Annotated in this window: 33 protein-coding genes; 20 read left to right on the forward strand and 13 right to left on the reverse strand. The window is 65.5% G+C overall.

From position 1 onward, the window contains the following. The first annotated feature begins 30 nt into the window (after window positions 1–30). From FHY06_RS21360 to FHY06_RS21400, 9 genes are all read left to right on the forward strand, one after another. The gene (locus tag FHY06_RS21360; RefSeq protein ID WP_184606245.1) at window positions 31–1,365 is read left to right on the forward strand and encodes a LamG domain-containing protein; all 1,335 of its coding nucleotides are present in this window, start codon (window positions 31–33) and stop codon (window positions 1,363–1,365) included. Then, entirely contained in the window at window positions 1,362–1,772 is a 411-nt protein-coding gene (locus tag FHY06_RS21365) for a hypothetical protein (protein WP_145760832.1), read from the forward strand. The genes FHY06_RS21360 and FHY06_RS21365 overlap by 4 nt, the downstream gene beginning before the upstream one ends. Continuing rightward, window positions 1,762–3,657, forward strand: coding sequence for a hypothetical protein (locus FHY06_RS21370; protein ID WP_145760831.1), 1,896 nt, complete (start codon window positions 1,762–1,764; stop codon window positions 3,655–3,657). Before FHY06_RS21365 ends, FHY06_RS21370 begins: the two co-directional genes overlap by 11 nt. A 2-nt stretch (window positions 3,658–3,659) precedes the next feature. After that, window positions 3,660–3,887 (forward strand): hypothetical protein, encoded by a 228-nt coding sequence (locus tag FHY06_RS21375; protein WP_132799246.1) that lies wholly within the window; start codon window positions 3,660–3,662, stop codon window positions 3,885–3,887. A 20-nt stretch (window positions 3,888–3,907) separates the two neighbouring features. Then, window positions 3,908–4,279, forward strand: coding sequence for a hypothetical protein (locus tag FHY06_RS21380; protein ID WP_126182992.1), 372 nt, complete (start codon window positions 3,908–3,910; stop codon window positions 4,277–4,279). Next, window positions 4,266–4,676 carry a hypothetical protein gene (locus FHY06_RS21385; protein ID WP_145760830.1) on the forward strand — a complete coding sequence of 137 codons (411 nt, stop codon included), beginning with the start codon at window positions 4,266–4,268 and terminating at the stop codon, window positions 4,674–4,676. The genes FHY06_RS21380 and FHY06_RS21385 overlap by 14 nt, the downstream gene beginning before the upstream one ends. Further along, a complete protein-coding gene (locus FHY06_RS21390; RefSeq protein ID WP_126182994.1) occupies window positions 4,673–5,257 on the forward strand; it encodes a glycoside hydrolase family 19 protein in 585 nt (194 codons plus the stop codon). The genes FHY06_RS21385 and FHY06_RS21390 overlap by 4 nt, the downstream gene beginning before the upstream one ends. Further along, window positions 5,254–5,607, forward strand: a complete 354-nt coding sequence (locus FHY06_RS21395; RefSeq protein ID WP_145760829.1) for a hypothetical protein — start codon at window positions 5,254–5,256, stop codon at window positions 5,605–5,607. Before FHY06_RS21390 ends, FHY06_RS21395 begins: the two co-directional genes overlap by 4 nt. A gap of 77 nt (window positions 5,608–5,684) precedes the next feature. Next, window positions 5,685–5,891, forward strand: a complete 207-nt coding sequence (locus FHY06_RS21400) for a hypothetical protein (RefSeq protein ID WP_309938078.1) — start codon at window positions 5,685–5,687, stop codon at window positions 5,889–5,891. Window positions 5,892–5,898: 7 nt separating this feature from the next. Here FHY06_RS21400 and FHY06_RS21405 read toward each other — a convergent pair whose 3' ends face one another. After that, the gene (locus tag FHY06_RS21405; protein WP_145760828.1) at window positions 5,899–6,153 is read right to left on the reverse strand and encodes a hypothetical protein; all 255 of its coding nucleotides are present in this window, start codon (window positions 6,151–6,153) and stop codon (window positions 5,899–5,901) included. 178 nt (window positions 6,154–6,331) lie between these two features. Here FHY06_RS21405 and FHY06_RS21410 point away from each other — a divergent pair, with 178 nt between their 5' ends. Further along, window positions 6,332–6,586 carry a hypothetical protein gene (locus FHY06_RS21410; protein ID WP_145760827.1) on the forward strand — a complete coding sequence of 85 codons (255 nt, stop codon included), beginning with the start codon at window positions 6,332–6,334 and terminating at the stop codon, window positions 6,584–6,586. A 6-nt stretch (window positions 6,587–6,592) separates the two neighbouring features. On the opposite strand, the gene FHY06_RS21415 is transcribed toward FHY06_RS21410, so the two are convergent. The 4 genes from FHY06_RS21415 to FHY06_RS21430 are packed head-to-tail and all read right to left on the reverse strand — an operon-like array spanning window position 6,593 to window position 7,838. Further along, window positions 6,593–6,820 (reverse strand): hypothetical protein, encoded by a 228-nt coding sequence (locus FHY06_RS21415; protein ID WP_145760826.1) that lies wholly within the window; start codon window positions 6,818–6,820, stop codon window positions 6,593–6,595. 19 nt (window positions 6,821–6,839) lie between these two features. Next, window positions 6,840–7,169 carry a hypothetical protein gene (locus FHY06_RS21420; RefSeq protein ID WP_145760825.1) on the reverse strand — a complete coding sequence of 110 codons (330 nt, stop codon included), beginning with the start codon at window positions 7,167–7,169 and terminating at the stop codon, window positions 6,840–6,842. Continuing rightward, complete coding sequence (locus tag FHY06_RS21425; protein WP_145760824.1) at window positions 7,170–7,409, reverse strand: hypothetical protein; 240 nt, start codon at window positions 7,407–7,409, stop codon at window positions 7,170–7,172. Window positions 7,410–7,430: 21 nt separating this feature from the next. After that, window positions 7,431–7,838, reverse strand: a complete 408-nt coding sequence (locus FHY06_RS21430) for a hypothetical protein (protein ID WP_019658704.1) — start codon at window positions 7,836–7,838, stop codon at window positions 7,431–7,433. An 88-nt stretch (window positions 7,839–7,926) separates the two neighbouring features. On the opposite strand from FHY06_RS21430, the gene FHY06_RS21435 reads away from it, so the two are divergent. The 3 genes from FHY06_RS21435 (at window position 7,927) to FHY06_RS21450 (ending at window position 11,831) form a co-directional block, all read left to right on the forward strand. After that, window positions 7,927–8,700, forward strand: a complete 774-nt coding sequence (locus tag FHY06_RS21435) for an SOS response-associated peptidase (protein WP_145760991.1) — start codon at window positions 7,927–7,929, stop codon at window positions 8,698–8,700. 809 nt (window positions 8,701–9,509) lie between these two features. Then, window positions 9,510–11,273, forward strand: a complete 1,764-nt coding sequence (locus tag FHY06_RS21445) for a reverse transcriptase domain-containing protein (protein ID WP_145760822.1) — start codon at window positions 9,510–9,512, stop codon at window positions 11,271–11,273. Between the two features lie 243 nt (window positions 11,274–11,516). After that, window positions 11,517–11,831: an I78 family peptidase inhibitor gene (locus FHY06_RS21450; RefSeq protein WP_184606248.1), complete on the forward strand. Its 315-nt coding sequence runs from the start codon at window positions 11,517–11,519 to the stop codon at window positions 11,829–11,831. Between the two features lie 16 nt (window positions 11,832–11,847). On the opposite strand, the gene FHY06_RS21455 is transcribed toward FHY06_RS21450, so the two are convergent. The 8 genes from FHY06_RS21455 to flgA form a co-directional block, all read right to left on the reverse strand. Next, a complete protein-coding gene (locus tag FHY06_RS21455) occupies window positions 11,848–12,714 on the reverse strand; it encodes a glycine-rich domain-containing protein (RefSeq protein WP_260310565.1) in 867 nt (288 codons plus the stop codon). Window positions 12,715–12,786: 72 nt separating this feature from the next. Further along, window positions 12,787–16,107, reverse strand: a complete 3,321-nt coding sequence (locus FHY06_RS21460; protein ID WP_184606249.1) for a bifunctional diguanylate cyclase/phosphodiesterase — start codon at window positions 16,105–16,107, stop codon at window positions 12,787–12,789. A 326-nt stretch (window positions 16,108–16,433) separates the two neighbouring features. Then, on the reverse strand, window positions 16,434–17,240 hold the full coding sequence (locus FHY06_RS21465; RefSeq protein ID WP_184606250.1) for a 4'-phosphopantetheinyl transferase family protein: 807 nt from the start codon (window positions 17,238–17,240) through the stop codon (window positions 16,434–16,436). Window positions 17,241–17,421: 181 nt separating this feature from the next. After that, window positions 17,422–18,249: a DNA-binding response regulator gene (locus FHY06_RS21470; protein WP_020723237.1), complete on the reverse strand. Its 828-nt coding sequence runs from the start codon at window positions 18,247–18,249 to the stop codon at window positions 17,422–17,424. Window positions 18,250–18,295: 46 nt separating this feature from the next. After that, window positions 18,296–18,718, reverse strand: coding sequence for a YadA-like family protein (locus FHY06_RS21475; protein ID WP_240649944.1), 423 nt, complete (start codon window positions 18,716–18,718; stop codon window positions 18,296–18,298). Between the two features lie 5 nt (window positions 18,719–18,723). Further along, the gene (locus FHY06_RS21480) at window positions 18,724–19,191 is read right to left on the reverse strand and encodes a flagellar protein FlgN (protein WP_184606251.1); all 468 of its coding nucleotides are present in this window, start codon (window positions 19,189–19,191) and stop codon (window positions 18,724–18,726) included. Further along, on the reverse strand, window positions 19,188–19,550 hold the full coding sequence (gene flgM / locus FHY06_RS21485; protein ID WP_184606252.1) for a flagellar biosynthesis anti-sigma factor FlgM: 363 nt from the start codon (window positions 19,548–19,550) through the stop codon (window positions 19,188–19,190). The genes FHY06_RS21480 and flgM overlap by 4 nt, the downstream gene beginning before the upstream one ends. Window positions 19,551–19,636: 86 nt before the next feature. Next, window positions 19,637–20,356 carry a flagellar basal body P-ring formation chaperone FlgA gene (gene flgA, locus FHY06_RS21490; RefSeq protein ID WP_019656699.1) on the reverse strand — a complete coding sequence of 240 codons (720 nt, stop codon included), beginning with the start codon at window positions 20,354–20,356 and terminating at the stop codon, window positions 19,637–19,639. A gap of 220 nt (window positions 20,357–20,576) precedes the next feature. Here flgA and flgB point away from each other — a divergent pair, with 220 nt between their 5' ends. The 7 genes from flgB (at window position 20,577) to FHY06_RS21525 (ending at window position 25,809) form a co-directional block, all read left to right on the forward strand. After that, window positions 20,577–20,984 (forward strand): flagellar basal body rod protein FlgB, encoded by a 408-nt coding sequence (gene flgB, locus FHY06_RS21495; protein WP_126183160.1) that lies wholly within the window; start codon window positions 20,577–20,579, stop codon window positions 20,982–20,984. A 30-nt stretch (window positions 20,985–21,014) separates the two neighbouring features. After that, window positions 21,015–21,437 (forward strand): flagellar basal body rod protein FlgC, encoded by a 423-nt coding sequence (flgC, locus tag FHY06_RS21500; protein WP_019656701.1) that lies wholly within the window; start codon window positions 21,015–21,017, stop codon window positions 21,435–21,437. 47 nt (window positions 21,438–21,484) lie between these two features. Then, entirely contained in the window at window positions 21,485–22,171 is a 687-nt protein-coding gene (locus FHY06_RS21505) for a flagellar hook assembly protein FlgD (protein WP_132753861.1), read from the forward strand. A gap of 67 nt (window positions 22,172–22,238) precedes the next feature. Then, window positions 22,239–23,456: a flagellar hook protein FlgE gene (gene flgE / locus FHY06_RS21510; protein ID WP_019656703.1), complete on the forward strand. Its 1,218-nt coding sequence runs from the start codon at window positions 22,239–22,241 to the stop codon at window positions 23,454–23,456. A gap of 37 nt (window positions 23,457–23,493) precedes the next feature. Next, a complete protein-coding gene (flgF, locus tag FHY06_RS21515) occupies window positions 23,494–24,240 on the forward strand; it encodes a flagellar basal-body rod protein FlgF (RefSeq protein ID WP_019656704.1) in 747 nt (248 codons plus the stop codon). A 46-nt stretch (window positions 24,241–24,286) separates the two neighbouring features. Further along, complete coding sequence (gene flgG / locus FHY06_RS21520; RefSeq protein ID WP_019656705.1) at window positions 24,287–25,069, forward strand: flagellar basal-body rod protein FlgG; 783 nt, start codon at window positions 24,287–24,289, stop codon at window positions 25,067–25,069. Then, window positions 25,066–25,809, forward strand: coding sequence for a flagellar basal body L-ring protein FlgH (locus FHY06_RS21525; protein WP_132753859.1), 744 nt, complete (start codon window positions 25,066–25,068; stop codon window positions 25,807–25,809). The genes flgG and FHY06_RS21525 overlap by 4 nt, the downstream gene beginning before the upstream one ends. The last annotated feature ends 90 nt before the right edge of the window (window positions 25,810–25,899 follow it).

The raw sequence follows: 25,899 nt of genomic DNA on the forward strand, positions 1-25,899 counted from the left end.
ACCTCCAGCGTGCCCCCGTTGAGCGGGACCTTGAGCAATCTTCAAGACGGGAACCCGGCGACCGGGGCTGCGCTTGCTGCTAATTCAACGATCACCTGGGACCTCGGCGCGGCGACCGAGATCACCAATATCCAAGTAGGGGCTGCCGACAGCGCAGCGCGTTTCCTCTTGGGGTGCGCTATCGAGCGTTCCGACGATGGTGTGACATGGCGGGAGTTTCAACTCGTCCGGAATTGGATGGGTATCCGGTGGCCCGGTGCGCGAGCTCTGACGGCAAATGTCTTGCGCATTCCGCCCATTGCGCACACCACGATTCGCATGTCGTTCGAGTCGGCCTCGTGGTGGATAAACGAATTCGGCCCGGCAATCAATTTTGCAGTTAGCGCGGGGGCCAATGCGCTCACATTCAACCCGATCAAAGGCGCGCGTTCCGTCGACTTTTCCGGCAGCGGCATGCTGAGAGTCGCCACCAGCAACTTGTTTCCCTATGCCGCAGGTTCGGACTTCACGATCCAGGCGTGGGTGAGAGCAACGGCAAACACTGCTGGCAACCGCATGATCGCGGTGTTTGGCGGCATAACCTCGGCTATCGGCGTTGTGTATCTGGCCCTCGACCCGAGCACCGGCGTACTCACGTTGAGCGTGCAGGGCACGCCGACCCGGTTCGTCTCCAGCCCCGCCGGTGCCTTTGGCGCGTTGAACGTCAATCGCCACGTCGCGGCTTCCAGTGAGAACGGGATGCTGAGACTGTTCATCGATGGCGTCATGGTGGCCTCGTCGAGCGGGGCCAATGGTCTGCCCGGCAACGCAAGTCCCGACATCGCGATAGGGAACTACAGCGGCAGCGCGTCCAATACGTTCTTGGGAGTGCTCGACGAGGTGGGCATCGACCAGAAGGCGCTCTACTTCAACGACTTCACCCCGCCTGCTTCCGTCGTTCCACAGCCTGAGTGGTTGATCGACGCGGCGACCTGCGCGCCATTGGTGATTTCGCCGGTCGCGATCTCCTCTGCCGCCAGCATTGCGCTGCCCTACGGGCAGACCCAACTCATGGAGCTCGCCAAGGGTCGCAATGACTACTCCACGGGCGTGCTCGGTAATGGCGTCGGCCGTGTGCGCGGGTTCACGCTCGACTACGTGAACCCGCTGAACAAGCCCTATCCGTGCCGCGTGCGGCTCGTGCGTGAGGCGGATGGCCTTGTGGTTCGCGAGCTATGGAGCGGCGCGGACGGTGGTTACGACTTCCAGTTCGTCGATGAGCTGCAGAGCTACACCGTGATCGCCTACTACCTGGCACACGGAAAGCGCGCCGTCGTCACGGACGGCCTGACCCTTGCGAATGGCAAGGTGGAGCTGATGCCATGAACGTGCTCGCCATCAACGCCATGTTGGGCGGGCCGGGCCTCGTGGCGTACCTTGGCGAGGGCGCGCGCTTTCTCGTGTGCGGCGGCGTGCAGCCGCCCGAGGGAAGTGCTGTCGGCACGCTGCTGGCTGCGGCGGTCCTCGCGGTGCCCGTTGGCGCTGTGACTGACGGCGCGCTCTCGCTCGTGCAGGCCGACACCGCCGGCGACCTGGCCGTAGCGACCGGCATCGCCACCTGGGGCCGCCTTGAAAAGGCCGATGGCACCTGGGTGGCCGACTTCACCATGAGCGGTCCCTCGGGCTCGGGGCAGGTCAAGCTCGTGGTGCAGAACCCGCCCGAGGGCGACCCCGAGGCGAAGCTCTATCAGGGCGGAACCTTCTTCCTCGGCGAGGTCGCAATTGGCGGTTGACGACCTCATCTTTCGCAAGCCGCCGCTCGATGGCCCGCCGAACGTTCTCGTGTTCGGCGAGCCCGAGGAACCGAGCAGCGGTGCGGCCTATGCGTTCGGGCGCATCCCGCTGCCGGGCTTCTTCGTGTCTGGCGGCGTCACGGCGACCATGCCGCCGCTCGCGACAGCGGCCGGCCGCATCCCGCTGCCCGTCTTCATGTTGGGCGGCGTGGCGAAGTACGCGAGCGCGGCGCGCCGTCCGCTAATGGGGAAGGTGTCGAGCGGCTGGCAAGTCGCGCGACAGATCGAGGGCGGCGCCGTCGCAAGGCATCAGAGCGCGCAGCGTGCGCGCGTCGGGCGCGTGTCCGCATGGCAGACCGCCGCGCCGGCGTCGTCGAGCACCGCGACCGTTTGGCAGGACTCGAGTCGCGCGCGTGCAGCGGCCACCGCGAGGTATCAGGCGGCTCGCCAGCTCGAAGCCGGCTCCGGCATTCGCCATCAGGAGGCGGTGCGTGCGCGCACGGCCGCTGCGGCGCGCTGGCAGGAGGCGCAGCGACTGGCGCCGGCGCCCGTCAGAGTGCGCTATCAGGAGGCCGAGCGCCTGCGCCGCGCAGTGCCCGCGACCTGGCAGGAGGCGCAGCGCATGCAGGCCCGCCATGCGGACCGCTTCGACGCGGCCTTGCAGCTCGATGTCGGCAGCGTGTCGCGCTGGCAAGCCGCCATGTATCCGCTGCCGGGCCGCTCGGTCATCGTGCCGCCCACCGAATCCCCGTGCTACGAGCCCTCGACAACCCTCGTCTTCCGCGAGCGGCAGCAGTACGCGACCACGCTCATCTTTGTTTGCGAGCGGCATCGTCCGCCGCCTGGCACCGGCGAAACCGTCGTCGTGCCGATTCTGGAGGTCTACACCGTGCAGAACAGCATCAGCCTCGTGCGCCTCGACAGTGGCGAGGCGTTGGAGGCGTTGGCTTTCTCGATGAGCCTCGACGCCGATTCGTGGACGTGGCGCTGGTCGGCCACGCTGCCGGGCGCGGCGTGGCCCGTCATCCGGCGCGGCATTCATGTGGCCCCGGTGGACATCCTCGCCACCATCAACGGCGTGCCGTATCGCCTGACCGCGACCGACTGCAGCAGGGACCGCCGCTTTGCCGATAACAAGGTGCAAGTGCAGGGCAGGGGGCGTGCGGCCCTGCTCGATAGCCCCTACTCGCAAATCCTCAACCATGCGGCGGCGGACGCGCGCAGCGTGGCGCAATTGCTCGACCTGGCGCTGACGTACAACGGCGTCGGCATCGGCTGGGGCATCGATTTCGGCCTGATGGATTGGACCGTGCCCGGGGGGACCTGGGCTTTTCAGGGGAGCCACATTGGCGCCGTGCTCGACATCGCGAGCGCGGCCGGCGCCATCGTACAGCCCCACGCCACGGACGCAACGCTGCGGGTGTTGCCGCGCTACCCGGCTGCGCCCTGGCAGTGGGCGACGCTGGCGCCCGACTTCGTGCTGCCGGCGGCGGCCGTGGCCGTCGAGGGCATCGCGCAGAAGACGCGGCCCGACTACAACCGGGTGTTTGTTGCCGGCACGACGGGCGACGGCGTGCTGGGGCAGGTCACGCGCGCCGGCACCGCCGGCGACAGCGTGGCCGACATGGTGACGCACGCGCTCATGACGGATGTCGTCGGCGTCGCGCAGCGCGGCCTTCCCATCCTCTCGGACACGGGCGCGCAGGCCGACGTGACGCTGAGTCTTCAGGTGCGCCCGGATACCGGTGTCATCCAGCCCGGTGCGCTCGTGCAGTACGAGGAAGGCGCCGAGACATTCCTCGGCCTCGTGCGCAGCGTGGCCGTGAACTGGCAGCGCCCGGTGTTGCGCCAGTCAATCACCCTCGAAACCCACATGGAGGCATGAGCATGGCCTCGACGAATCCCTATACCGCGCTCCTGGCCCTGCTGCCGAGCTACCCGCTTCAGATCGCAACGATTACCGCGATGGAGGGCGATGTCGCCCGCCTCGTGCTGCCTGGCGGCGGCGTGCTCACGGCGCGCGGCGCCGGCGCGGTGGGCGATCAGGTCTTTGTGCGCGATGGCGTCATTGAAGGGCAAGCGCCCTCGATGCCCTTCGTTCAAGTCGAAATCTAAAGAGAGAAAGAGGGCACTTCATGGACGTGGGCGACATCGCCGGCAATCCGATTGCGCAACTTGCGTTTCTGATTCTGTCGGCCGCCGGTGGATACAAGGTCTGGCGCGCACAGCAGCCGACCGAGGCGAAGGAGCGCGCAGACAGCGAGGGGCAGATTGCTGCGCTTGCGACGTGGCAGCAGCTCCTCGAAGGCGAGCGCGCCGCGCGCGTGAAGGCCGAAGAGCGCGCCGACAAGTTCGCGGCCGAGCGCAACGAGGCGCTGCAGCAGGTATGGGAGATGAAAGGGCAGCTCAAGGTCATGAGCGAAACCCTTGCCGCGCAGACGACGGAGCTTGGCCTGCTGCGCGATCAGGTTCGCCAGTTGAAGGAACAAATCCATGCACCTCAATAACTCGCACCTCAACAGCTCGCACATCGATTCGGATCGCGCGCCGCTCGACGAACAGCCGCGCGTGCGCGTGCCTCGCCAGTGGCGCCGGCTGCTGGAAACCGTGGGCGTCGTCGGAAGCCTGTTCCTCGGTGGCCTCGGCACGGGCTATTTCTGGGCGGCCCGCAATGCCGAGGCGCAGGCCCTGCGCCAGCGCGAAGACCACTTGGCCGAGATCGCGCGCCTTCGCGAAACCTTCGATACGAGCCTCAAGGCGCTTGCCGTCCGCGTGGACCAAGCAGCCGGCACCGCGGCGAATGCCGCCCTTACAGCAGGCGAGGCCGCGAGCACCGCGCAGACCGCCGCACAGACCGCCAACCAAGCCGCCAAGTCGGCAGCAAAGGAAATGAAGAAACCATGATCGACACTCAAACCCTCATCGACTGCACCGGCGCCACGCGCGCCAACGCCGAACGCTTCGTCGTGCACCTGGCGGACGGCATGAACCGCTTCCGCATCCACTCGGACAACGCGATGGCGTGCTTTCTCGGGCAGCTCTCCATCGAGTCCGAAAACCTCTCGAAGGTCGAAGAAGACCTGTACTACACGACGCCGGCGCGGCTGCGCGAGATCTTCCCGAGTCTGTTCGTGCAGGGCAGCTACCGCGCGGAGGACTACGTGCGCAACCCGCGTGCGTTGAGCATGCTGCGCTACAAGGGCTTCCATGGGCGCGGCCTCATCCAGCTCACCTGGGAGGATGCCTACATCGCCGCAGGGCGGGCGCTCGGTGCGGACTATCGCGGCAACCCCGGTCTGCTGCTGCAGCCCGAGCATGCGGCGCTCTCGGCGTGCTGGTTCTTCGCGGTCTTCAAAGACTGCCTGCCGGCGGCCGAGCGTGGCGATGTCTACGACATCACCGGGCGCGTCAACGGGCCGAAGCGGCTGAAGCTGGCCGAGCGCAAGACGGCCACGGCCCGGGCCTACAAGGTGCTGAGCAAGTGAGCGCGGTGCAAGCGCTGTTGCTGGCGCTCGGGCTGAGCGTGGCCGGCAATGCCGCGCTCGGCTGGGCGTGGATCGGAGCGCGTGAGAAAGCGGCTACCTCGGTGCTGCAGCGCGACGATGCACGGGCGGCGGCATCTGCCTGCAGTGATGCGACGGAAGACCTTCGCGACTTGGCCGACAAGCGCGCGGCCGAGGCGAAGAAGGCGCAAGCTGCAGCGCGTTCGGTGGCGCTCGGCCATGAGGCCCGGGCGCAGACGATTCTCGCAACGCCGGCGGCCGTGCCCGGCGATGCCTGCGCGAGCGCGCAGGCGCGAATTGACGGATGGTTGAAGGGGAGGGCAGGGCAATGAGGTTTTGTGCGCGTCTGTGGGCCGCTATGGGCCTTTGCGCATTGCTCGCCGGTTGCGGGTTGGCGCCGCTTCAGCCGGTGAAGACGCCGATTCCCGTCGAGTGCCGCGTGCAGCGGCCGACGCGGCCGGTCATGCCGACCGAGGCGCTTGCGCCTGGCGTCGATCTTGATCGCTTCGCGGCGGCGGCCATGGCCGAGATTGAGTTGCGCGAGGGCTACGAGCTGAAGCTGAATGCGGCGCTCGATGTGTGCACGGCCGCACTTGATGTGGTGCGTGGCCGGTAGCGTCAAATCATTGCAGTGCCACTTCGGTGCCGTCGGCGGCCACCATGACGCCCGGCGACGCCTCGTCGATCTCGATTGGCACGCCCATGTGCTTCTCGGGGATGGTGGTCACTCTCACGCGCGCGTCGGTCACCCAGCTGAGGCACTTCAGATACTCGTCGCGCAGAGCTGGGCTCAGAACGAACTTCCGCGGGTAAGCGTTGTTGTGGGCTCTCCAGTGCGCGGAGAGCTTGTCGGTCATTTGTAAGTACAGGGTCGTCATCGTTCAATCTTTGGTTCACTCGTCGAGGGCGTGACAGGCGTCAAAAAACCCCGTGCGTGACATATTTCACAAATACCGCCGCAGATGCGCGTATGGTGAAAGCGCTTGCTGCTTGCGCCAATCATCAATCTCGGTGCCACGCTTGTGCCGAGTATTGGAGACGCGCATGGATGGCGGTATGCACATCCACACCGGCAAGACCGGCGTTTGGACTATTTCGATCCTTCAAGAGAAGGTCGCTCACGGTGGCTATTCAGCATCGGCAGAAATCAACCTCAAGGGGCAATGTCGATGCAAGCTGGTTCTGGCCGCTCCCGAACTGTCAGCGCAAGCCGGTCAAGAGAAGCTAAAGCAAAAGTGCATCGATTGGATCAATAAAGAAGAGGCCGAGGGTCGCGACCTGAGTCATTCCTCCGAAGCCGAGGAAGCATAGGGCGACTCAGTCTGCTGCAGGTGCGCGCCGGACCTCGACCGGACCGATGCCACTGTAGACCGTGGTGTTGTCCTTCAGCGAAGTGACCGTCCAGCGCTCGGCGCCGTGGCCAGGCGTGACCTTGTAGTCGCCCGGCGCCAGCGGCAGGGCGCGCTCCTCGCGCGCGGTGCTGCTGTACCAGGCCGGCGTGTAGAGGACGGTGGACTCGGAGGGGAAGATTTCAGCTTGGCTCATGGCCGGATTGTCTCTTTCGCTACGGACCGCCTTGCTCGACAGGAATCACCAGCCAGACCTGCCGATACTCTACAGTGCCCTCGTTTCCGGTATCGAGCTCGATGCCGGAGAGCAAGAAGCCATTGCCCTTGTACGGCAGTAAGGTCGGATCCGTAATCCGTCCGGCTGAACGAGCTTGAGGCAGTCCCCAGTTCTCGAACAACATTACTTCTGTGAGATTGCGCCCTGAATTGTTCTTGTCGCGGTCGGACTCACGAATCTGCACGGACACACGCATCGGCGCTTCTCTCTGGCTGGATCTCAGGCGTAAGCCGTGGCGCATGAGGAATGTCACATCCGCTAAGAACATCTAAGGCACCAGCGGCTCATCTTTGCTCTGTGGCTTCGGTAGAAGACCCGGCAGCTCATGCATCACCGCGCGAATGTGGTCACCGGCGTTGCGGTCCCAGTCGCCGTACAGGTCGCCGATGCGCGCGCAGCGCCCGGCGACCTCATCGGCGAAATCACGCAGGGTGGGACGCATCGGATCGTCCGGGCCGAGTTCGCCGGCCCTACGCGCCATTTCCACCAGCTCAACCTCTATTTCCATCAGGTGCTCACTGGGGCAGGGCTAGAAGGGCAGGCGTCCATAGAGCGCTCTGATGCGGTCGCCAGCGTTGCCCTTTTTCGGGTGCCCGAACCCGTCGGCCGTCGCCGCGCACAGCTCGACGACATTGAAAGCGAATTCCTGCAAGGCAGGATCCAGCTTGTCGCCATTCATGATGATCTCGGCGCGCGTCGCCAGCTTCTCGAACTCTCCCGCAGGGTCGCGAACGAGGTCTTCGTGATCGGAGCTGCAGCTCTTGAAGTGGGCGGCGGCAATCTCTTGGGCAGGCTGGCCGCCGACGACCCGATACAACGCGAGGCCTTGGGAGAACAGGTCTTCGTAGTCGCCATGGCCTTTGGCCAGGAGCAGCCACTCAGAGGCGAAGAGGGAGGCCCAGGCGACGGAGTCCGGCTGCGGGGTGATTTCAGGCATTTCAAGCTCCTAAAAGTACTGTATGTATTTACAGTATCTTCCCAGGGTTTATGACCGTCAACCGATTTCCCGACGCAGAATGTCAGTCATGTGTACTCGTTACATATCGCCCGAGGATCGCGAGATAGAGGCCGCCTGGTACATCGGCGCCCGCAGCGCAGAGCGCTGGCTGCGCAGCATGCGGCCGATGTACACGGGGGCGTTCATGCGCCGCGCCGTCGACAAGACGGAGTACGAGCGCGAGATCGCGGTGGGGCAGTGGTCGCTGATTCCAGCGTGGTCGAGCAGCCATGTCCCGACGGCGCCCCCGCGCAAGGGCGAGACGAAGGGCAAGGAGCTGGCCACGCACAATGCCCGCTTCGCCGGCATCGAGAAGAAGCCGGCCTTCAAGGACGCATGGAAGTTCAGCAGGCGCTGCATCATCCCGGCCTGGAGCTTCGACGAGCCGAACTGGGAGTCGGGCAAGAACCAATGGTGGCGGTTCCGCCGCGCGGACGGTCGCCCTTGGGGCCTGGCCGGCCTATGGAGTACCTGGAAGGATCTGGAGACGGAGAAGGTGTGGGAGAGCTACACCATGCTCACGATAAATGCCAACCTGCACCCGATCATGTCGCGCATGCATAGGCCCGAGATCGACCGGACGACGAAGAAGCCGCTCGAAGTGCAGGACAAGCGCTCGGTGGTCGCGATCGAGGAGCACGACTTCGATCGGTGGCTGACGTGCACGCCCGAGGAAGCGCGAGAGATGGTGCAGCTGATCCCGGTAGGCTTGATAGATGCAGGGCCCGCGACCGCACAGGAGCCAAGAGAAGAAACAGCGGCGGCGGTATCGAGCACTGATTCTGAAGATCTGCCGTTCTAAGGAGCGTTACCGGCGGCCAGTGAGCTGCACACCGTAGATGGTGGACGGCGTTAATCGGTCATGTCGTTGTCGTTCACGTCGAACCCTGTGGATGACTTCGGGTTGTGGCGAGCGAGGGCAGCGTAGGCTTCCTCGTGGTGTATCACGCACCACCAAGTTTGTTGAGTGTGATTCGGCTTACTTTTGACGGCGCGGAATGTAATTTCGACCCCCGTGAGCATGATGCCGCCGTCTTTGATTGCAAGGATTCGCGCATAGTGCAACGGCTCTAGCCAGTCCTTCTCTCGATCCTTCACGCTCAATAGTCGAGCATCCCACGACCGGCCATAGTGCGCAGGATCGGCCCTCCTGAAGTCGAGCCAGCCCAAGACACCGGGCTGCCCTTCGACCTGAGAACGTGACAACCAGCAGCCGTGGCGACGAAGAAGGATGACATGGGAAAGCACTGTACAAGCATACAGTGCCCTAGCGGGGAGTCTATGCCTGAGAAACGACTGAAATCAGCCGAATTCGTCGTCTGGAAACTGCTGTCTGTTCCGGTCGAAAAAATTCCGTTGAATATCAACGGCTTGCTGGTGTCTTCGACAGGAATGGAGTCCGGGTATTCCCTTGTTGAACTCCTGCAGTTCCAGTAGATGCCAAGTAAATATGCGGTTACACTTTAAAAGCCGCCTCGGCAGATACTTAATCTTGCCCGCGTTAACGCAGGCATTGCAGCATGGTAACCCCGATGCTGGTCGATCGTAACGTGTACGCTACATTACCGCTGGTCGTAAAGGTGAAAGATTCCGAGGCGGCACCTTATTGAAATGGCATTTCTCGGCGTAAAAGAGTTTCACGACTACATGCTCAGGTCGGATGTGCCTTATTTCTCTAGGCATATCTTTCGAGCTGAATATTCGAGCGTCGAAGGTTATCTCTATCCACATCCTAGGTATACCAGCTTTGTGCTGGCTAAGGCGAACGGTAAAAATCGCTTTATCGCCGAGCCAAGCAAAAAAATAAAAGAGCTTCAATATAGGGCTCTCAGATATCTGGAGAAAACGGTGCCGCAACCCAAGGCATGCGTTCATGGCTTTGTGGAAGGAAGAAGCATTCTTACGAATGCTAGAAAGCATTTGGAGCGTCGGCCATACCATATTCTAAATTTGGATTTGACCGATTTTTTCCCTTCGATCACCTTCTTTCGAGTAAGAGGCGCTCTCATGGCGCCTCCGATGAAATTCTCATTTGGGGTGGCAACTATGCTTGCGCACTTGTGCACGCATGAAGGAACCCTGCCGCAGGGGGCTCCAACCTCTCCATTTCTTGCCAATTTGATTTGCAGGTCGCTTGACTCTCAGTTGACTTTATTGTCAAAGCGCCACAGAGCCACTTATACGCGCTATGCAGACGATTTGACATTTAGCTTTTCACACCGTCATGCGAATCGACTTCCCGCTAATATAGTAAATTTCGATGGAGGAACGGTTAGCATAGGTAGTGAGCTAAGATCAATAATTGAATCCAATTCTTTTGGGATCAATAATGACAAGACTCGCGTCTCAACACGTATGCGGCGGATGGAAATCACTGGCGTTGTCGTCAATGAAGATCCCAATGTCACTAGAAAATTTATCGATAAAATCAGGGGGGCGCTGCATGCGTGGGATAGGTATGGGTACGTTGCAGCTCTAGCTAATTGGAACGCTCGTGTCGCTGAAACCTTAAAAGAGCCGAGAGCTGGAAAGCAATGGGCACGTCAGACTCGCACCGGCAACATTCCTTCTCTTCAGAATGTTCTATGGGGACGTCTCCTTTTTGTTCGAATGATCAGGGGAGATGATGACCTTTTATACACACGCTTGGCAGAGAAATACAACCATCTTTGCCGAACACATAAAGCAATCGACCCAGAATTTCGGGCAGCTTCGCTGCCGATTGCGCTGCAAGTTAAGAACTCTTTAGACGCTGACTTTGCAACTTTTGTTTTCGAATGGAGTGCTGACTACGCTGCGTCTGATGCTCATGAATCAGAGCCGTTAGTTTCTCAAGGGAGCGCTTTCGCTTATGGAGATGGCCGTCGATTTATAACCTGCGATCACGTGCTTAAAGGGCAATCTGCTGATGGCGAGGTAGATGTCGCTAATCCGCGTGTAAGAAATTTGACAATGAATTTGCGAAATCCGGTAACAAGGATCGATTTTCAAGCGCGGGTGTTGCATAGGGACGCGCATCTAGACTTGGCGGTTTTGGAGCTAGTTGACCCCGCCGCTCGGGCGAAAAGATATTTCGACGGTCGCACTGAACCACTGGAGCGTGATGCTCGGGCTCGATTAATAGGCTTTCCTAATTGGACGCAAGGGCGAACTGCAAACAATTCGGTAGTGTCAGTGCAGCAGCGATTTCCTAGAGCTGGGTTGCAGAGGATTGAAATTGGGGGGAGCATGATTCGACAAGGCAACTCGGGCGGACCTCTTGTCGACGCTTCGTATAAGTTGGCCGGTGTAGCACAGCAGGGAGCATCTCAGTCAAGCGGAAACGATGAGTGCCTTTGCATCATGGAATTGGATCGTTGGCTTGCTTCCCTGTAACGGTGATCGGGTCCGTGAGGCGCTGCATGTTGTGAATGTGCGACGAGGATTCGAATCGTGTAGTAGGTATTTTTGTAGGTATCGTTGGAGAAAACGTCTGGGAAGGCGCTTGGATACTGAATGTTTGCCTCCCTCCCTCTCCTCCAAAAAATGACGGTCTGATCCATGTAAAACGTGGATCAGGCCGTTTTCTTTTGCCCCGATGGGCTGCAAGACTCTTCGTATCCCGGAAAAGGATTTGCCATGAAGCTCCATCCCAAACTGATTCCTTGCGCCGCTTCGATGTTGGCGATCCTGTCGATCGCCGCGTGCTCGACAGCGCAGCCGCAGGCAACGGCGGATGCCGCCGCGGCACCCGCCGCGTGCCGCCCGGACGCCGCAGCCACACTGACCGGCAAGGCCCGCATGAGCGATGCCGAGGCGCGGCAGGCGACGGGCGCATCCATCGTGCGCCAGATCCAGCCCGGCCAGCCGGTGACGATGGACTACCGCCGCGAGCGCGTGACGATCGAGACGGATGCGGCCAGCGGCAAGATCGTCCGCGCCTTCTGCGGATAGGCCGGGCTTTCTCCGATCAGCCGTTCGCCGCGGTACCCGCTGCGGCCTGAGCCGAAGGACGTGCGGTGACGGCGGTGGCGACAGCACCTTCCTTGTCGAGCGAACACCACGCGGCCTGAGCCTGGGGCTTGCCTGCTTCGAGCGAGCACCAGGCCGCCGAAGCCTTATCCGCTTCCAGCGAACACCAGGCAGCGGCTGCCGAGCCCTTGCCGGCCTCCGCCGAGCACCAGGCCGCCGAGCCCTGGCCAGCCTCCGCCGAACACCATGCGGCCGACGCCTTGCCCGCTTCCAGCGAGCACCAGGCCGGCGAGCCCTTGGCAGCTTCCGCCGAGCACCATGCTGCGGAACTCTTGGCAGCCTCTGCCGAACACCATGCAGCGGAGCCCTTCGCAGCTTCGGCGGAGCACCAGGCTGCCGAGCCCGTGCCGGCCTCGGCCGAGCACCACGCAGCCGAGTCCTTCGCCGCCCCATGCCGCAGCGCGGGCGTCGGCTCGCCGAACTCCTCGGCGAGCAGGCGCTGCATCTGCTGGAAGGCCGCCTCCAGCGCCTTCGCGTCGTCCTCGCCGCGCAGGCCGAGGTAGGGGAAGTGGTGCAGGAAGTATCCGAAGGTGGCTTCGCAATCGGCGGCGTACTTGCGCGTGTCGAGGATGTGCATGTGCCAGAAGCGGTCGACGTCCTGCTCGGGCGCGAGCGTCAGCTCGGGGTGCTTCGCATGCAGGATGAGGTAGCGCTTGTAGGCCACTTCCATCTGGTCCGCGTAGCCTGCCGACCAGCCGTAGCCATCTTCCTTGCGCGTGGCCTTGAACTTGATCGGCGTCAGGTCGAGCGCGTGGATCGCCGCGATCGTCTGTTCCAGCGACTTGCTCTGGATTGAATCGGTCATGAATGCTCCTGTGAAGTTTCGGGGAAGCCCGAGCGAACGTGCCCGGTAACGATTGCCGCGAAGGGCCGGCTCTCAGGCCAGCGCCGACGGAGCAAATTGGGTGCGCAGGTGACGCGCCATGAAGTCGCGTGCCTCGTCGGCGGACACTGGCTTGCACAGCCAGTAGCCCTGGGCTTCGTCGCATCCGCGGCTGTGCAGGTAGTTGAACTGCACGTCGGTCTCCACGCCCTCGGCCACCACCTTCATGCGCAGCCCGTGGGCGAGCGTGATGATCGCGTCGATGAGCGCTCGGGCGTCGGTGTCCTGCGAGAGGTCGTTGATGAAGGAGCGGTCGATCTTGACCGTCGAGAGCGGAAAGTGCTTGAGGTACGACAGCGACGAATACCCCGTCCCGAAGTCGTCGATGGCCAGGCCCACGCCCATGTCCCGGATCGTGCGCAGCAGCTTCGCCGCGTGCTCGGGATTGGCCATCATCGCGCTCTCGGTGATCTCCAGCTCCAGCAGCGACGGATCGAGGCCCGACGATTCCAGGATGGCCGCCACGTCGGCCACCAGCGTGCGGCTGCCGAACTGCCGCGGCGAGAGGTTGACGCTGATCATCACCGGCGGCAGGCCCTGCTTCTGCCAGACCAGCGCGTCGGCGCATGCCTGCTCCAGCGCCCACTTGCCCATGGACACGATCAGGCCGAGCTCCTCGGCGATGGGGATGAACTGGGCCGGCGGGATCGGTCCCAGGACCGGATGGCGCCAGCGCATCAGCGCCTCCACGCCGACGATGCGCCGCGTCTGCATGTTCAACTTCGGCTGGTAGTGCATCTCCAGCTCGCCGCGCTCCAGGGCGTGGCGCAGCGCGCTTTCCAGCATGAGCTGCTCGGTGCTCTGCGCATTCATCTTCGCCGCGTAGAAGCGGTAGGTGTTGCGGCCCTTTTCCTTGGCGTGATACATCGCCGTGTCGGCGTTCTTCAGCAGCGTCTCGGCGTCGGCGCCGTTCTCGGGGTGGATGCTCACGCCCACGCTGGCGCTGACGTGCAGCTCGCGCCCGTCGAGCACGAAGGGCTCGGCGCAGCAGTCGAGCACCTTCTCGGCGAGCACCGCGGCATCGCCGGAGCTGTCGAGGTTCTCCTGCAGCAGCACGAACTCGTCGCCCCCGAAGCGCGCGACCACGTCGGTGTTGCCCAGCAGGGTGGTGAGGCGCTCGGCGCAGGTCTTGATCATCTCGTCGCCCACGCCGTGGCCCAGCGTGTCGTTGATCTGCTTGAAGCGGTCCAGGTCCACGAACAGCACGGCGAACTGCTTCTGCTGGCGGGCGCTGCGCCGGATGGCGCGGGCGAGCTCCTGCTGCAGCGCCGCCCGGTTGAGCAACCCCGTCAGCTCGTCGTGGCTGGCCATGAAGCGCAGGGTCTTCTCTGCCTGCTTGCGCTGGCGGTACTGCGTGATCTGCAGCGCGATGACGCGCAGCGACTCCAGCGTCTCCGCGTCGGCCGCGTAGGGGTTGGCGCCGAAAAGCTCCAGCGCCGTGGTCGCCTCTGGCGCGACCATCGGCACGACAAGGCCGGTGGTCAGCCCAGCCTCGCGGGCCATCGCGTCGCGCGCGAAATGGCTCGGCGACGACTGGGTGTCGATGCGCACGACGCTGCCGATTCCCCAGGCGCGTCCGAGCGAGCCTTCGCCGGAGCGGTAGGTGAGCGAGCTGCTGGCCTCGACGAAGCGGCGCACCGCCGCGTCGTTGTCGGCATGCCAGGCCACGGTGCAGTGGGCCAGGCCGTCCTCGCCCACGCTCCAGAGCGCGCCGCAGTCCCAGCGCAGGTCGGTGCATATCGCCTCCAGCGCCAGCGCGATCACCGTCTCGGTCCTGCCGTCGCCGGCCAGCAGCCGCGCGATCTTGTATTCGAGCTTCTGGCGCAGCGCGTCCTTGCGCGGCCGCGTGGCGTCGCGCACCGTGCCGCGCACCAGCCTCCTGCCCGCGTCCTCGCCCGACTGCGCGATGACGTGGAGCCAGCGCTCGGTGCCGTCGGGCAGGCACAGGCGGTGCTCGAACTCGCTGCGCTCCGTGGACTGGGAGGCCAGTGCGATCTGCCGCTCGACCGTGCCGCGTTCCATGTTCGGCACGCGCGAGAGCAGGGCGTGCAGGTCCGGCGGCAGCGGATCGTCGCCGAAGCCCAGGATGCGCCGCGCCTCCTCGGAGCACTGCAGCGTGCCGGTCTCCGGGTCGAGGGTCCAGCTGCCCAGGCTGGCCAGGTGCTGGGCGTCCTCCAGCTGGCGTTCGCTGGCGCGAAGGTGGCTGGTCATCTCTTCGGCCAGGACCTGGGCCCGGCTGGTGGTCGTGGCCAGCGACAGGACGATGCCGCCGAGCAGCGCACTGGTGGCCAGGCCGCCGAGCACCACGAGCCAGGGAATGGCCCGGTCCAGCGGACCGAGCACCTGGCTCTCGTCCTGCCTCACCTCCACCAGCCAAGAATGGCCTCCCAGCTCGAAGCCGAGCGTGCGCTGCAGGCTGCCTGCAGGTTCCGGAGCCGGCTTGCCGGGCGTGGAGCTGTCGAACAGCAGCTCGCGATCGCCGAACGCGACCGGCGCCACGAAGCGGGTCTCGATGCGCGTGCCGATCGGCCCCTTGCCCGGTCCGGCGTCGGCCAGCCGCAGCTGGAGCGTCTTCGCCGCCTCGATGCTGATCACGTCGCGCAGCATGCCGGTGATGCTGAAGCCCGCGCCCACCGAACCCATGTAGGCCCGCCGCCGCTGCTCCAGGGTATCGACGGGCATCTTCGGACGGTACACCGGCAGCCGCATCGCCAGCCCGACTTCGGATTCGCGGCCCGCGATCCGGATCTTGCGTCCGGAGGTGACCAGCCCGCCGGTGTCGCGCCCCTGTTCGAGCGCATCGCCGCGGTCTGGCATCGCGCCCAGGTCATTGCCCAGGAGCTTCTCGTTGCCGGCCAGCGGCTCGATGAAGGCCAGCGGGTAGTAGACCTCGCGCTCGCCGGGCGGCTTGATGGAGAAGCCGGAGGCGACGGCGGCGTCGAGGTCGGCATCGCCGCGTGCCTGCTCCTCGAAGCGCTGTCTGTCGGCCTGCATCACGCGCGGCGCGTAGTTGACAGCCTGGAAGCCTGGATAGGCGCTCGGCAGGTTCAGCCCCGCGACGTAGTCGCGGAAATCGCTGCGCGTCACCGCGTCCGAGGTGTTGAACCGCGCGCGCAGCCCGATCAGCACGGCGATGTAGTCGTCGAAGCGGCCCTCGACCTTGCGCGCCAGGTCGAGGGCGGTGGCGTCGAAGCGCGCTCGTGCGCTGCGCCCGATCTCCTGATGGGCATAGATTCCGAGGGCGATCGACAGCGCCGTGCCGAGGATCAGGATCGCAACCGGCAGGCGAATCCTGGCCCAGATGGACAAAGACATGGTTCGATCCTGTCGCTGTGCAAGCCGGGTGGCTTCGTGTGCGCCACAGTGTGGCACGGCGGCAAGCCCCTTGTTTGCATTTGGGAACAATTCGCTCGTATTTCTGTAATGTTGGGGAACGAGGGCCTAAGTATTTAATTCTTAAGAACTAATTTTCGTCGGCGCGGCGGGATTCGATCCAGATCAAAAAGGTTGGGTGAGCGATTTTCTCGACCTCTGGCCACCTGCCTGGGATGTCGCCACGAGGCTTCCGTTCGGCCTTTCCGGCCTTTACGGCCTTTACGGCCTTTGCGGCCGTTCCTGCATCAGCGAGCCGATGCCGGGCTTCAGTCTCCCGCCGATCGACGCGTCACCGTGCCCTGGAATTCCTCGACCGATGCGAGCAGCGGCGTCGCCCGCAGGCACACGATCCGCGGCTCGTGTCCGTCGCGCGCCCGCTCCAGGCAGAGCGCGACGGCATGCGCGTCGTCGGGCTGCATCCGCCAGAACTGCCAGCGGTCGGCGCTGTCGTTCTCCAGGCCGTGCTCGAAGCCGATGGCCTCGCTGCCGCTTCCGTCCAGGTCGAAAGAAAAGCGGTCCAGCGGAATCGAAAGGCCCATGCCGCGCGCCTTGATGTAGCTTTCCTTGAGCGTCCAGAGGTCCCAGAAGCGCGAGGGCTGCTGGAAGGCCGGCAGCTGCTGCAGCGCCTGCGCCTCCTTCGGCGAGAAGAAATGGCCGGCGATCTCCAGCGGCGCATTCCTCGCCGTGTGCTCGACGTCCACGCCCACCTCGCGCTCCGCCGCCACGGCCGTCACCACCAGCGAGGCGCTGTGCGAGATGTTGAAGCGGATGTGCCGGGCCTGTGCCGGCGCGTCGGCGATCCGCGGGCGGCCGTATTCGTTGTTCTCGAAGCGCCAGTCGGCGGGCGCGACCTGCGGCACGTAGCGCGACAGCAGCGAGCGGATCAGCCCCCGCGTCATCAGGTAGCGGCGTCGGTCGCGGGCGAAGTGGAACCGCCCGTGCTTCTCGCGCTCCTCCGGCGTCAGCAGGGCCATCAGGGCGTGGTTGCCGGCATGGTGATCGGCCGGGTCGTCTTGTTCAGGAACGTACAGGTGCCAGAGGTGGACCTGGTGCGCATCGATCTGAAGTTGCATGCGCAGGATTCTGGCCTGCCTCGTCGACGCTCGACCCGACCGGCCGATTCAGCCCTGCTTAAGTTTGGCGGCCGATACTGCAATGGACGGTCGGCTGGCGCTGGTAGAGGTAGCCCCTGGCACCCGCGCCGCTCGATGCGGGCGGTTCCTCGAAGCCGGCGATCGTCGCATTTCCCTGGCCCTAGGCGCGGGCGGCTTGTGCGAGCCAGCTCGGCTCGTTCGATGTTTCCGGAAAGCCCGAATCGTCCACGGTGCCGCCGCCGGTCGCCGGTTCGACGGCTGCATGCCGCAGCTCGTAGCCCCGGCCGTACACCGAATGCAGCACGAACTCGTTCGCCTTGTGCAGCGACAGCTTGCGGCGGACGTTCGCCACGCAGCAGTCGAGCACCCGGCTCTTGCGTTCGACGCGCGACTCGGGCCACAGCGAGCCGAGCAGCCATTCGCGCTCCAGCAGCTGGCCGGCGTTGCGAAACAGCAGCAGCGCCAGTTCGAACTCGCGCGGCTTCAGCCGGATCTCCTCGCCCTTGTGCACCACCACCTTGCGGTTGCCGATGAAGCGGTAGTCGCCGAACAGCGCGCTCGTTGCCTGCGGATGCAGCAGCGTCTCGTTGCGCCGCAGCGCCTCGCGCACGCGCAGTTCCACCTCGAAGTCGTCGACCGGCAGCACCGCGAAGTCGATGCCCGGTCCCTTCGACTCGGGCTCCGCCGCCGACAGCACCTCGGCCAGCAATTCGCGCTGCAGCGCATTGGCGACCAGGAAGATCGGCACGCGCAGCGCCTGGCACATCGAGGTCAGCAGCGGCCATGCGCCTTCGTCCTTCAGCACCACCAGCAGCAGGTCGAAGTGGGTGGTGCCGTGCGTGGCCGCATGCAGGAAGTCGGCGCTGCAGTCGAAGGAGACGGGCGTGCAGCCCATCAGGCGCAGCCTCTGTCCCCAGGCGCGTGTCTGGGCTTCGTCGCAGCCCACCATGGCGACCTGTCGCGCGCCGCCGTCAGCATCGTTGCTCATGTGGAAAGCCTTCATGTGTGGTGGCGAGGGGAGGGGGATGGTCGTCTCAGCGGCTGTCGGCGCGCGGCAGCTTCCAGCCGATGCCGGCGTTGAATCCCCATGCCCGCCCCGCGTTGGCAACGGTCATGCCCCAGGCTGTCTGCCCGTCGTCCGAAAGAGTCCTGAAGCCCAGGCTGGCTGCCGTGTAGCCCCTGTAGCTGCCGAGGGCCAGGCCCACGGTCTTCTCGCCGGGCTGCAGGGCGGGCACGTAGGCCGCAGTCATGGCCACGGCCATCGCGGTGCCCGAATACGCGATGCGCTCCACGTCGCGCAGCGCGGCGCCCGCCTGGTTCAGCTGGCCGAGGTTGATTGCGTCGCCGGGCTGCGCGCCGGGCGCCACGTTGGAGATCAGCACGCTCTCCGCAGCGCCTGCCGCACCATGCGCGGCTGCGGCGCCGAGCCACAGTGCGACCAGCAGCCCCGCTCGCACGCGGCTCAGCCCGCCGCGAGGCGGTTGCCCGAGCCCGCCTGCGTCCTGCGCACGCCGTCCGGTCCGTAGAACAGTTGCGCGCTGGCCTGCAGGAAATGCAGCGCCTGTTGGGTGAAATCGAGATGCGCGTAGACCATCGAGCCGTTGCGCAGGTTGTGGCCCCGCGCCTGTCCGGCGAGCTCCAGCAGCTCTTCCCAGGCCTTCTGAACCTGCGGGCCCGCTGCCGCAGCGGCGGCATCGGCGCCCTCGCGGCCGGGCTGGAAGCCCAGTGCCGTCTGCAGCGCCTCGCGCTGGGCGTCGAGTTCGGCCATGCGGTCCAGCAGCACGGTCTTTTCCGCGGCGATGGCCGCCAGGTCGGTGAAGCTGCCGCCCGACATCGCCTCGGCCTCGCGGTCGAGCACCGACAGGAATTCCTCGATGCAGGCGGCCTCGGTGCGCAGGTGGGCCAGCAGGTCGGACGGCTGCCTTCTCATTCGCCTTCGCCTTTCTTCACGTCCTGCCCGCTGCCGGCGGGCGCGTCGGATGCGCCGGGCGTGAGCAGGTCGCGCACGCTGGCCAGCAGGCCGTCGGCGATGCGTTCGGGGCGGATCTGGTAGCGCCCCGCGCGGATGTCCTCGCGGATCGCCGCCACGCGGGCCGCGTCGAAATCGGTCGCGGTACCCGCCGCGCTGGGCAGCGAGCGGATGTGCGCCGAAGGAGCGGGTGCCGGCGCCTTGGCAGCGCGCTGGGCGGCATCGGCACCGGTCGCGGCGGCCGCACCTGCCGTGCCTGCCGGGGCGGGCGTCGGTCGGGGAAGGGGCGTGGCCGAGGGGGCGGGTTGATCGATTTTCAAGGTGATTCCTCAGGGGCTGACCCGTATATCGGCAGCCCGCGCAAGAACTTTAGGAATGGCGTGCATGGCGGATTTTGTGCGGCGCGTCATTGCGCCAGCTGGATCTGCCCCTCTTCGTCCGCCACGCCGCTGACCAGCCGGCCGTCGCGCGTGCGGGCCTGCACCACGGCGCCTACCGCCGCGCCGGTCATGGCCTTGCCCTCGGTGCTGACGACGAAGCCCTGGCCCTGCGCCACCACCTTCACCGCCTGCCCCTGCTGGATGACGGTGACGCCGCGCAGCAGCTCCTTGCGCAGCGGCGCGCCGGGCGCCACGCGATTGGCCGTCACCACGCCGTTCAGCTCGGCCGCGCTGGTGACGATGGAGCGCGGCAGTCGCGTGAGGTCGCCGGTGCGCTCCTCGACGTCGCCCGCGCCCAGCGGCCGGCCCGCGTCGATCGCGCGCACGGCCACGAAATAGCTTCCTTCCACCGCCACGTGCGCCTGCACGAAGCGCGTCCACGGCCGCTCCGCCTGGCAGCGCACGCCCACCGAGACGCGGCCCCACGGCTTCGCCCCCGGCGGCAGGAAGGCCTCGGGTGCGTCGCAGGCGGGCAGGGCGGAGGTGCCGCGGCCTTCGAGGCTGATCGTCACCTTGCCCGGCAGCCCCGCCGATTGCGCCTGCAGGTATTTCTCGATGACCGTGTCGACGGAAGGAGCGCTTTCGGCTGCGCCGGCCGTGAAGCAGCACGCCAGCGCGAATGCCGCTGCCGGCAGCACGGTGCGCAGTGCGTGATCGCGAAGCTCGGCAAGCGTTGGAAGGGTCATCGGATATGTGTGGATGGTGGCTTCGGCGGCGATGCGTCACACAGGAGCAACGCATGCCGCCGCACGGAAATTCTAGAAATCCGCGCGCCGATCGAAGTTGCGAGCAGCAGGCGAAAACCCCCTTTGTTCGGGCGATTGCAAAAGCGGCTCGTGCATAGACTCGCTTTCCATCTGTCGCTGCGCCCTGCGCATTCGCGACGCCTCAACGGATGGAACAAACATGCTCGACAAGCTGGATGCGGCGCTTCGCTTCAACCGCGAAGCCCTCAACCTCCGCGCGGAACGCCAGGAGGTTCTCGCGGCCAACATCGCCCATGCGGACACGCCCAACTACAAGGCGCGCGACTTCGACTTCAGCGCACGCCTGAGCGAAGCCGTGGAGCGCGGCCGCGCGTCGCAGTCGATGTCGCTGGCCACCACCTCGTCGCGCCACCTCGCGGGACAGGCGCAGGCCATGCCCGACAAGGACCTGCTCTACCGCGTGCCCAACCAGTCCAGCCTCGACGGCAACACGGTCGAGATGGACGTCGAGCGCGTCGCCTTCGCCGACAACGCGCTGCGCTACGAGTCGAACCTCACGGTCATCAACGCCAAGATCAAGTCGCTGCTCTCTGCGGTGCAGCCCTAAGCAGCGCAGCAAGCAGCAGCAGCCCCTTCCATGCCCTTCAACAGCACCTCCATGAACATCTTCAACGTGGCCGGATCGGCCATGACCGCGCAGTCGCAGCGCATGAACGTGACCGCGAGCAACATGGCCAACGCCGAGAGCGTGGCCGGGCCCGACGGCATGCCCTACCGCGCGAAGCAGGTGGTGTTCCAGGTCGCGCCCTCGGCGTACGGCGCGGGCGACATCGGCGGCGTCAAGGTGGCCGGCGTGGTGGAAGACCCTTCTCCGCCGAAGCTCGTGTTCGACCCCAAGAGCCCGCATGCCAACGCCGAAGGCTACGTGGCGATGCCCAACGTCAACGTGGTGGAGGAGATGACCAACATGATCTCCGCCTCGCGCAGCTACCAGGCCAACGTGGAAGTGCTCAACACCGCCAAGACGCTGATGGTCAAGACGCTGACCCTCGGCCAGTAATTCCCCGGCAAGACAAGAACCCAAGAAAGAACAGGCACGAACGCGCCATGGCCATCTCCGATACCTCGTCCATCACCGGACAGAACGCCGCCTCCGCGGTCGGCGGCAACAGCAGCACCTCGAACGTCGACAGCGAGCAGCGCTTCCTCAAGCTGCTGGTCACGCAGCTGAACAACCAGGACCCGCTCAATCCGATGCAGAACGCCGAGCTCACCTCGCAGCTCGCGCAGATGAGCACGGTCAGCGGCATCGAGAAGCTCAACAGCACGCTCTCGGGCCTGGTGAACCAGACCGGCTCCAACCAGCTGCTGCAGGCCACTTCGCTGATCGGGCAGAACGTGCTGTCTCCCGGCGACGTCCTCGCCACCAGGGCGCCGGAGGAGGGCAAGGATCCGGCCATGCAGGCCTTCGCCGTGCAGCTGCCGGGCACCGCCTCCGACGTGCAGATCAAGATCCTCGACGCCAGCGGCAAGGTGGTGCGCACCATCGACGCGGGCTCGATGAACGAAGGCGTCAATGCCGTGACATGGGACGGCAAGGACGACGTGGGCGCCGTGGTGCCCGCTGGCGCCTACCGCTTCACGGTCGAGGCCACCAACGGGGGCACCTCCGTGAAGTCGACCGCGCTCACCTTCTCGCAGGTCGCCGCCGTCAAGCAGGGCGCCAGCGGCGTGACGCTGGAGCTGTCGTCGGGCGCGAGCATCGGGCTGTCGGACGTGCGCCTGTTCCTCTGAGCTTCTTTCCCTTCCCCACCGCATTCATCGCAAACGCGCCGCATCCAACGGCAGACAAGGAACCATCATGGCTTTTTCCCAGGGCATCAGCGGACTCGGCGTGGCCGCGGCCAACCTCGACGTCATCGGCAACAACATCGCCAACTCGGGCACTGTCGGCTTCAAGTCCGCGGCGGCCACCTTCCAGGACGTGTACGCAGGCTCGCGCGTGGGCCTGGGCGCATCGGTGTCGGGCGTGACGCAGAACTTCTCGCAGGGCGTGACCCAGTCGAGCAGCCGCCCGCTGGACGTGGCCATCCTCAACGGCGACGGCTTCTTCCGCCTCACCAGCGCCACCGGTGAAGTCATGTACTCGCGCAACGGCCAGTTCACGCGCGACAAGGACGGCTACATCGTCAACGCATCGGGCCTGCGCCTCACCGGCTTCGGCGTGAACGCCAACGGCGGCGTCAGCGGCGGCACGCCGGCGGCCATCCAGATCCCGACCACGCCGATGACGCCCAAGGCGACCACCAGCATCGACGCCGAGTTCAACCTCGACGCGCGCAAGGCGGCGCCCACCAAGACGCCGTTCAACCCCGCCGACTCCGACACCTTCAACTACTCGAACGCCGTCGGCCCCATCTACGACTCGCTGGGCAACCCGCACGACGTGTCCGTGTACTTCGTCAAGAGCGCCACGCCCGCCAACACCTGGAGCATGTACGGCACGATCGACGGCGCCGCCATCGGCGCCGGCGCGCTCGGCACGATGACCTTCGACGCCGCCGGCAAGATGACCGCGCCGGCCAGCGGCCAGTTCAGCCTCGGCACCATCAACCTGACCAACGGCGCCGCCGCGCTCACGCCCACGATCGACATCTCGGGCACCACCCAGTTCGGCGCCGCCAACGCGATGAGCAAGCTCGGCCAGGACGGCTACCGCTCGGGCGAGCTCACCTCGTTCTCGATCAACGCCGACGGCACCATCACCGGCAAGTTCTCCAACGAGCAGACCAAGCTGCTGGGCCAGGTGGTGCTGTCTTCGTTCGCCAACCCCAACGGCCTGGAGCCCAAGGGCAACAACGTGTGGGCCGAGACGCAGGCCTCGGGCAACCCGCTGACCGGCACGCCGGGCGAAGGCACCAAGCTCGGCTCGCTGCAGTCGGGCGCGCTGGAGGCATCCAACGTCGACCTCACCTCCGAGCTGGTCAACCTCATCGTCGCGCAGCGCAACTACCAGGCGAATGCGCAGACCGTGAAGACGCAGGACCAGGTCATGCAGACGCTGATGAACATCCGCTGAGGCGGCGCTGCACCGAGACCGACACCAGGAGCACCCAGTGGATCGCATGTTGTACGTCGCCATGAGCGGCGCCAAACAGGTCATGGAACAGCAGGCCGCCGTCGCCAACAACATGGCGAACGTCTCGACGCCGGGCTTCCGCGCACAGATCGCCAACTTCCGCGCGGTGCCCGTGGTCGGCCAGGAGGCGCCTACGCGCGCCTTCGTGGCGGCCACCACGCCAGGCGCCGACTTCACCCACGGCCCGCTCACCGAGACCGGCCGCGCGCTCGACGTGGCCGTGAGCGGCCAGGGCTGGCTCGTCGTGCAGACGCCTGACGGCGGCGAGGCCTACACCCGCGTGGGCAACCTGCAGGTCGGCGCCGACGGGCAGCTCACCACGATGGGCGGTCGCCCGGTGGTGGGCGACAACGGCGCACTGACCGTGCCGCCCGGCTCCGCGGTGAGCATCGCGGCCAACGGCCTCGTGGGTGCGCGCGATGCGTCCTCCACCACGCTCACGGGCATCGCCGAGGTCGGCCGCCTGAAGCTGGTGAACCCGCCGGTCGCCGACCTCGAACGCGGGGAGGACGGCCTGTTCCGCATGCGCGCCGGCCAGCCGCCGGCCGAGGCCGACGAGGCCGTCACGCTTGTCAGCGGCGTGGTCGAGGGCAGCAACGTCAATCCGGTCGAGACCATGGTGGCCATGATCGCCAACGCACGCAGCTTCGAGATGCAGATGAAGTCGCTGCAGACGGCCGACACCAACGCGCAGTCCGCCAACAAGCTGCTGGCCTACGGCTGACGCGCGCTCTCCTTCTCGCAACTTCCTCCGCAGGACCTTCGTACAAATGATCCGCTCCCTCTACATCGCCAAGACCGGCCTCGACGCGCAGCAGACGCAGCTCGACGTGGTCTCCAACAACCTCGCCAACGTCGGCACGACCGGCTTCAAGCGCAGCCGCGCCGTGTTCGAGGACCTCGTCTACCAGAACCTGCGCCAGGTCGGCGGCCAGTCGTCGGACCAGACGCGCCTGCCCTCGGGCCTGCAGGTCGGCACCGGCGTGCACGTGGTCGCCACCGAGCGTATCCACTCGCAGGGCAACCTCACCAAGACCGACAAGCCCACCGACGTGGCCATCAACGGCAGCGGCTTCTTCCAGGTGCTGATGCCCGACGGCACCACCTCGTACACCCGCGACGGCTCGTTCCAGACCGACCGCGAAGGCCAGCTGGTCACGGCCAGCGGATTCCCCGTGCAGCCGGCCATCACCGTGCCGGCCAACGCCACCAGCATCACCGTGGGCCGCGACGGCATCGTCTCGGTGGTGCAGGCGGGCAGCACCAACACCGTGCAGATCGGCCAGCTGCAGCTCGCCACCTTCGTCAACCCGACGGGCCTGCAGAGCAAGGGAGAGAACCTCTACGCCGAGACCGACGCATCGGGCGCGCCCAACCAGGTGAACCCCGGCGTCGACGGCGCGGGCACGCTGAGCCAGGGGTACGTGGAAGCCTCCAACGTGAACGTCGTGGAAGAGCTGGTCAACATGATCGCCACCCAGCGCTCGTACGAGATCAACAGCAAGGCGGTCCAGACCTCGGACCAGATGCTGCAGCGCCTGGCCCAGCTGTGAGCGTGACGGTGACGATGCTGCAGGTGTTCCACCGTCTCCGCCGCGGCGCCGCCGAGGCGAAGGCCCGGCTGCTGACGCTGCTCGTGGTTGCGGGCGCGGTGCTCGCCACCGGCTGCGCGCAGGTGCCGCGCGAGCCGCTGGTGCACCAGCCGATGACGGCGCGCTCCGACAACTACGCGGCGGTGCAGACGCGGCGCTCGCCCGGCGCGATCTTCCAGGACGGCCCCGGCGCGAACGCGCTCTTCGAGGACCGCCGGCCGCGCAACGTGGGCGACATCCTCACCATCGTCATCAGCGAGAAGGTCAACGCGACCAAGAATTCCGGCGCCAACGCGAGCCGCACGGGCAGCACCACCGGCGTGTTCTCGGCCATTCCGAAGCTCATCGGCGGCCTGCTCGACGGGCAGGGCACGAATCTCTCTGGCACCAACAAGCTCGACGCCAAGGGCGGCGCCAATGCCAACAACACCTTCAACGGCGTGATCACGGTCACGGTGACGGACGTGATGAGCAACGGCAACCTGCTGGTCAGCGGCGAGAAGCAGATGGGCATCAACCAGGGCACGGAATACATCCGCTTCTCGGGCGTGGTGAACCCGCGCACCGTCTCGGGCAACAACACCGTGCCCTCCACATTGGTGGCCGATGCGCGCATCGAGTACTCGGCCAAGGGCTACATCGACGAGGCGCAGCACATGGGCTGGATGCAGCGCTTCTTCCTCAACGTCATGCCGTTCTGAACATGGAAAACCCCCAGGCTTCGCGCACTTCGTGTCGCTACTCCACCCCCCTTGCAGGGGGCGATGCCTGCGGCCCGGCAAAGCCGGTTC

Source organism: Variovorax atrisoli (assembly GCF_014195185.1).
In the GTDB taxonomy this organism is placed as follows: domain Bacteria; phylum Pseudomonadota; class Gammaproteobacteria; order Burkholderiales; family Burkholderiaceae_C; genus Variovorax; species Variovorax atrisoli.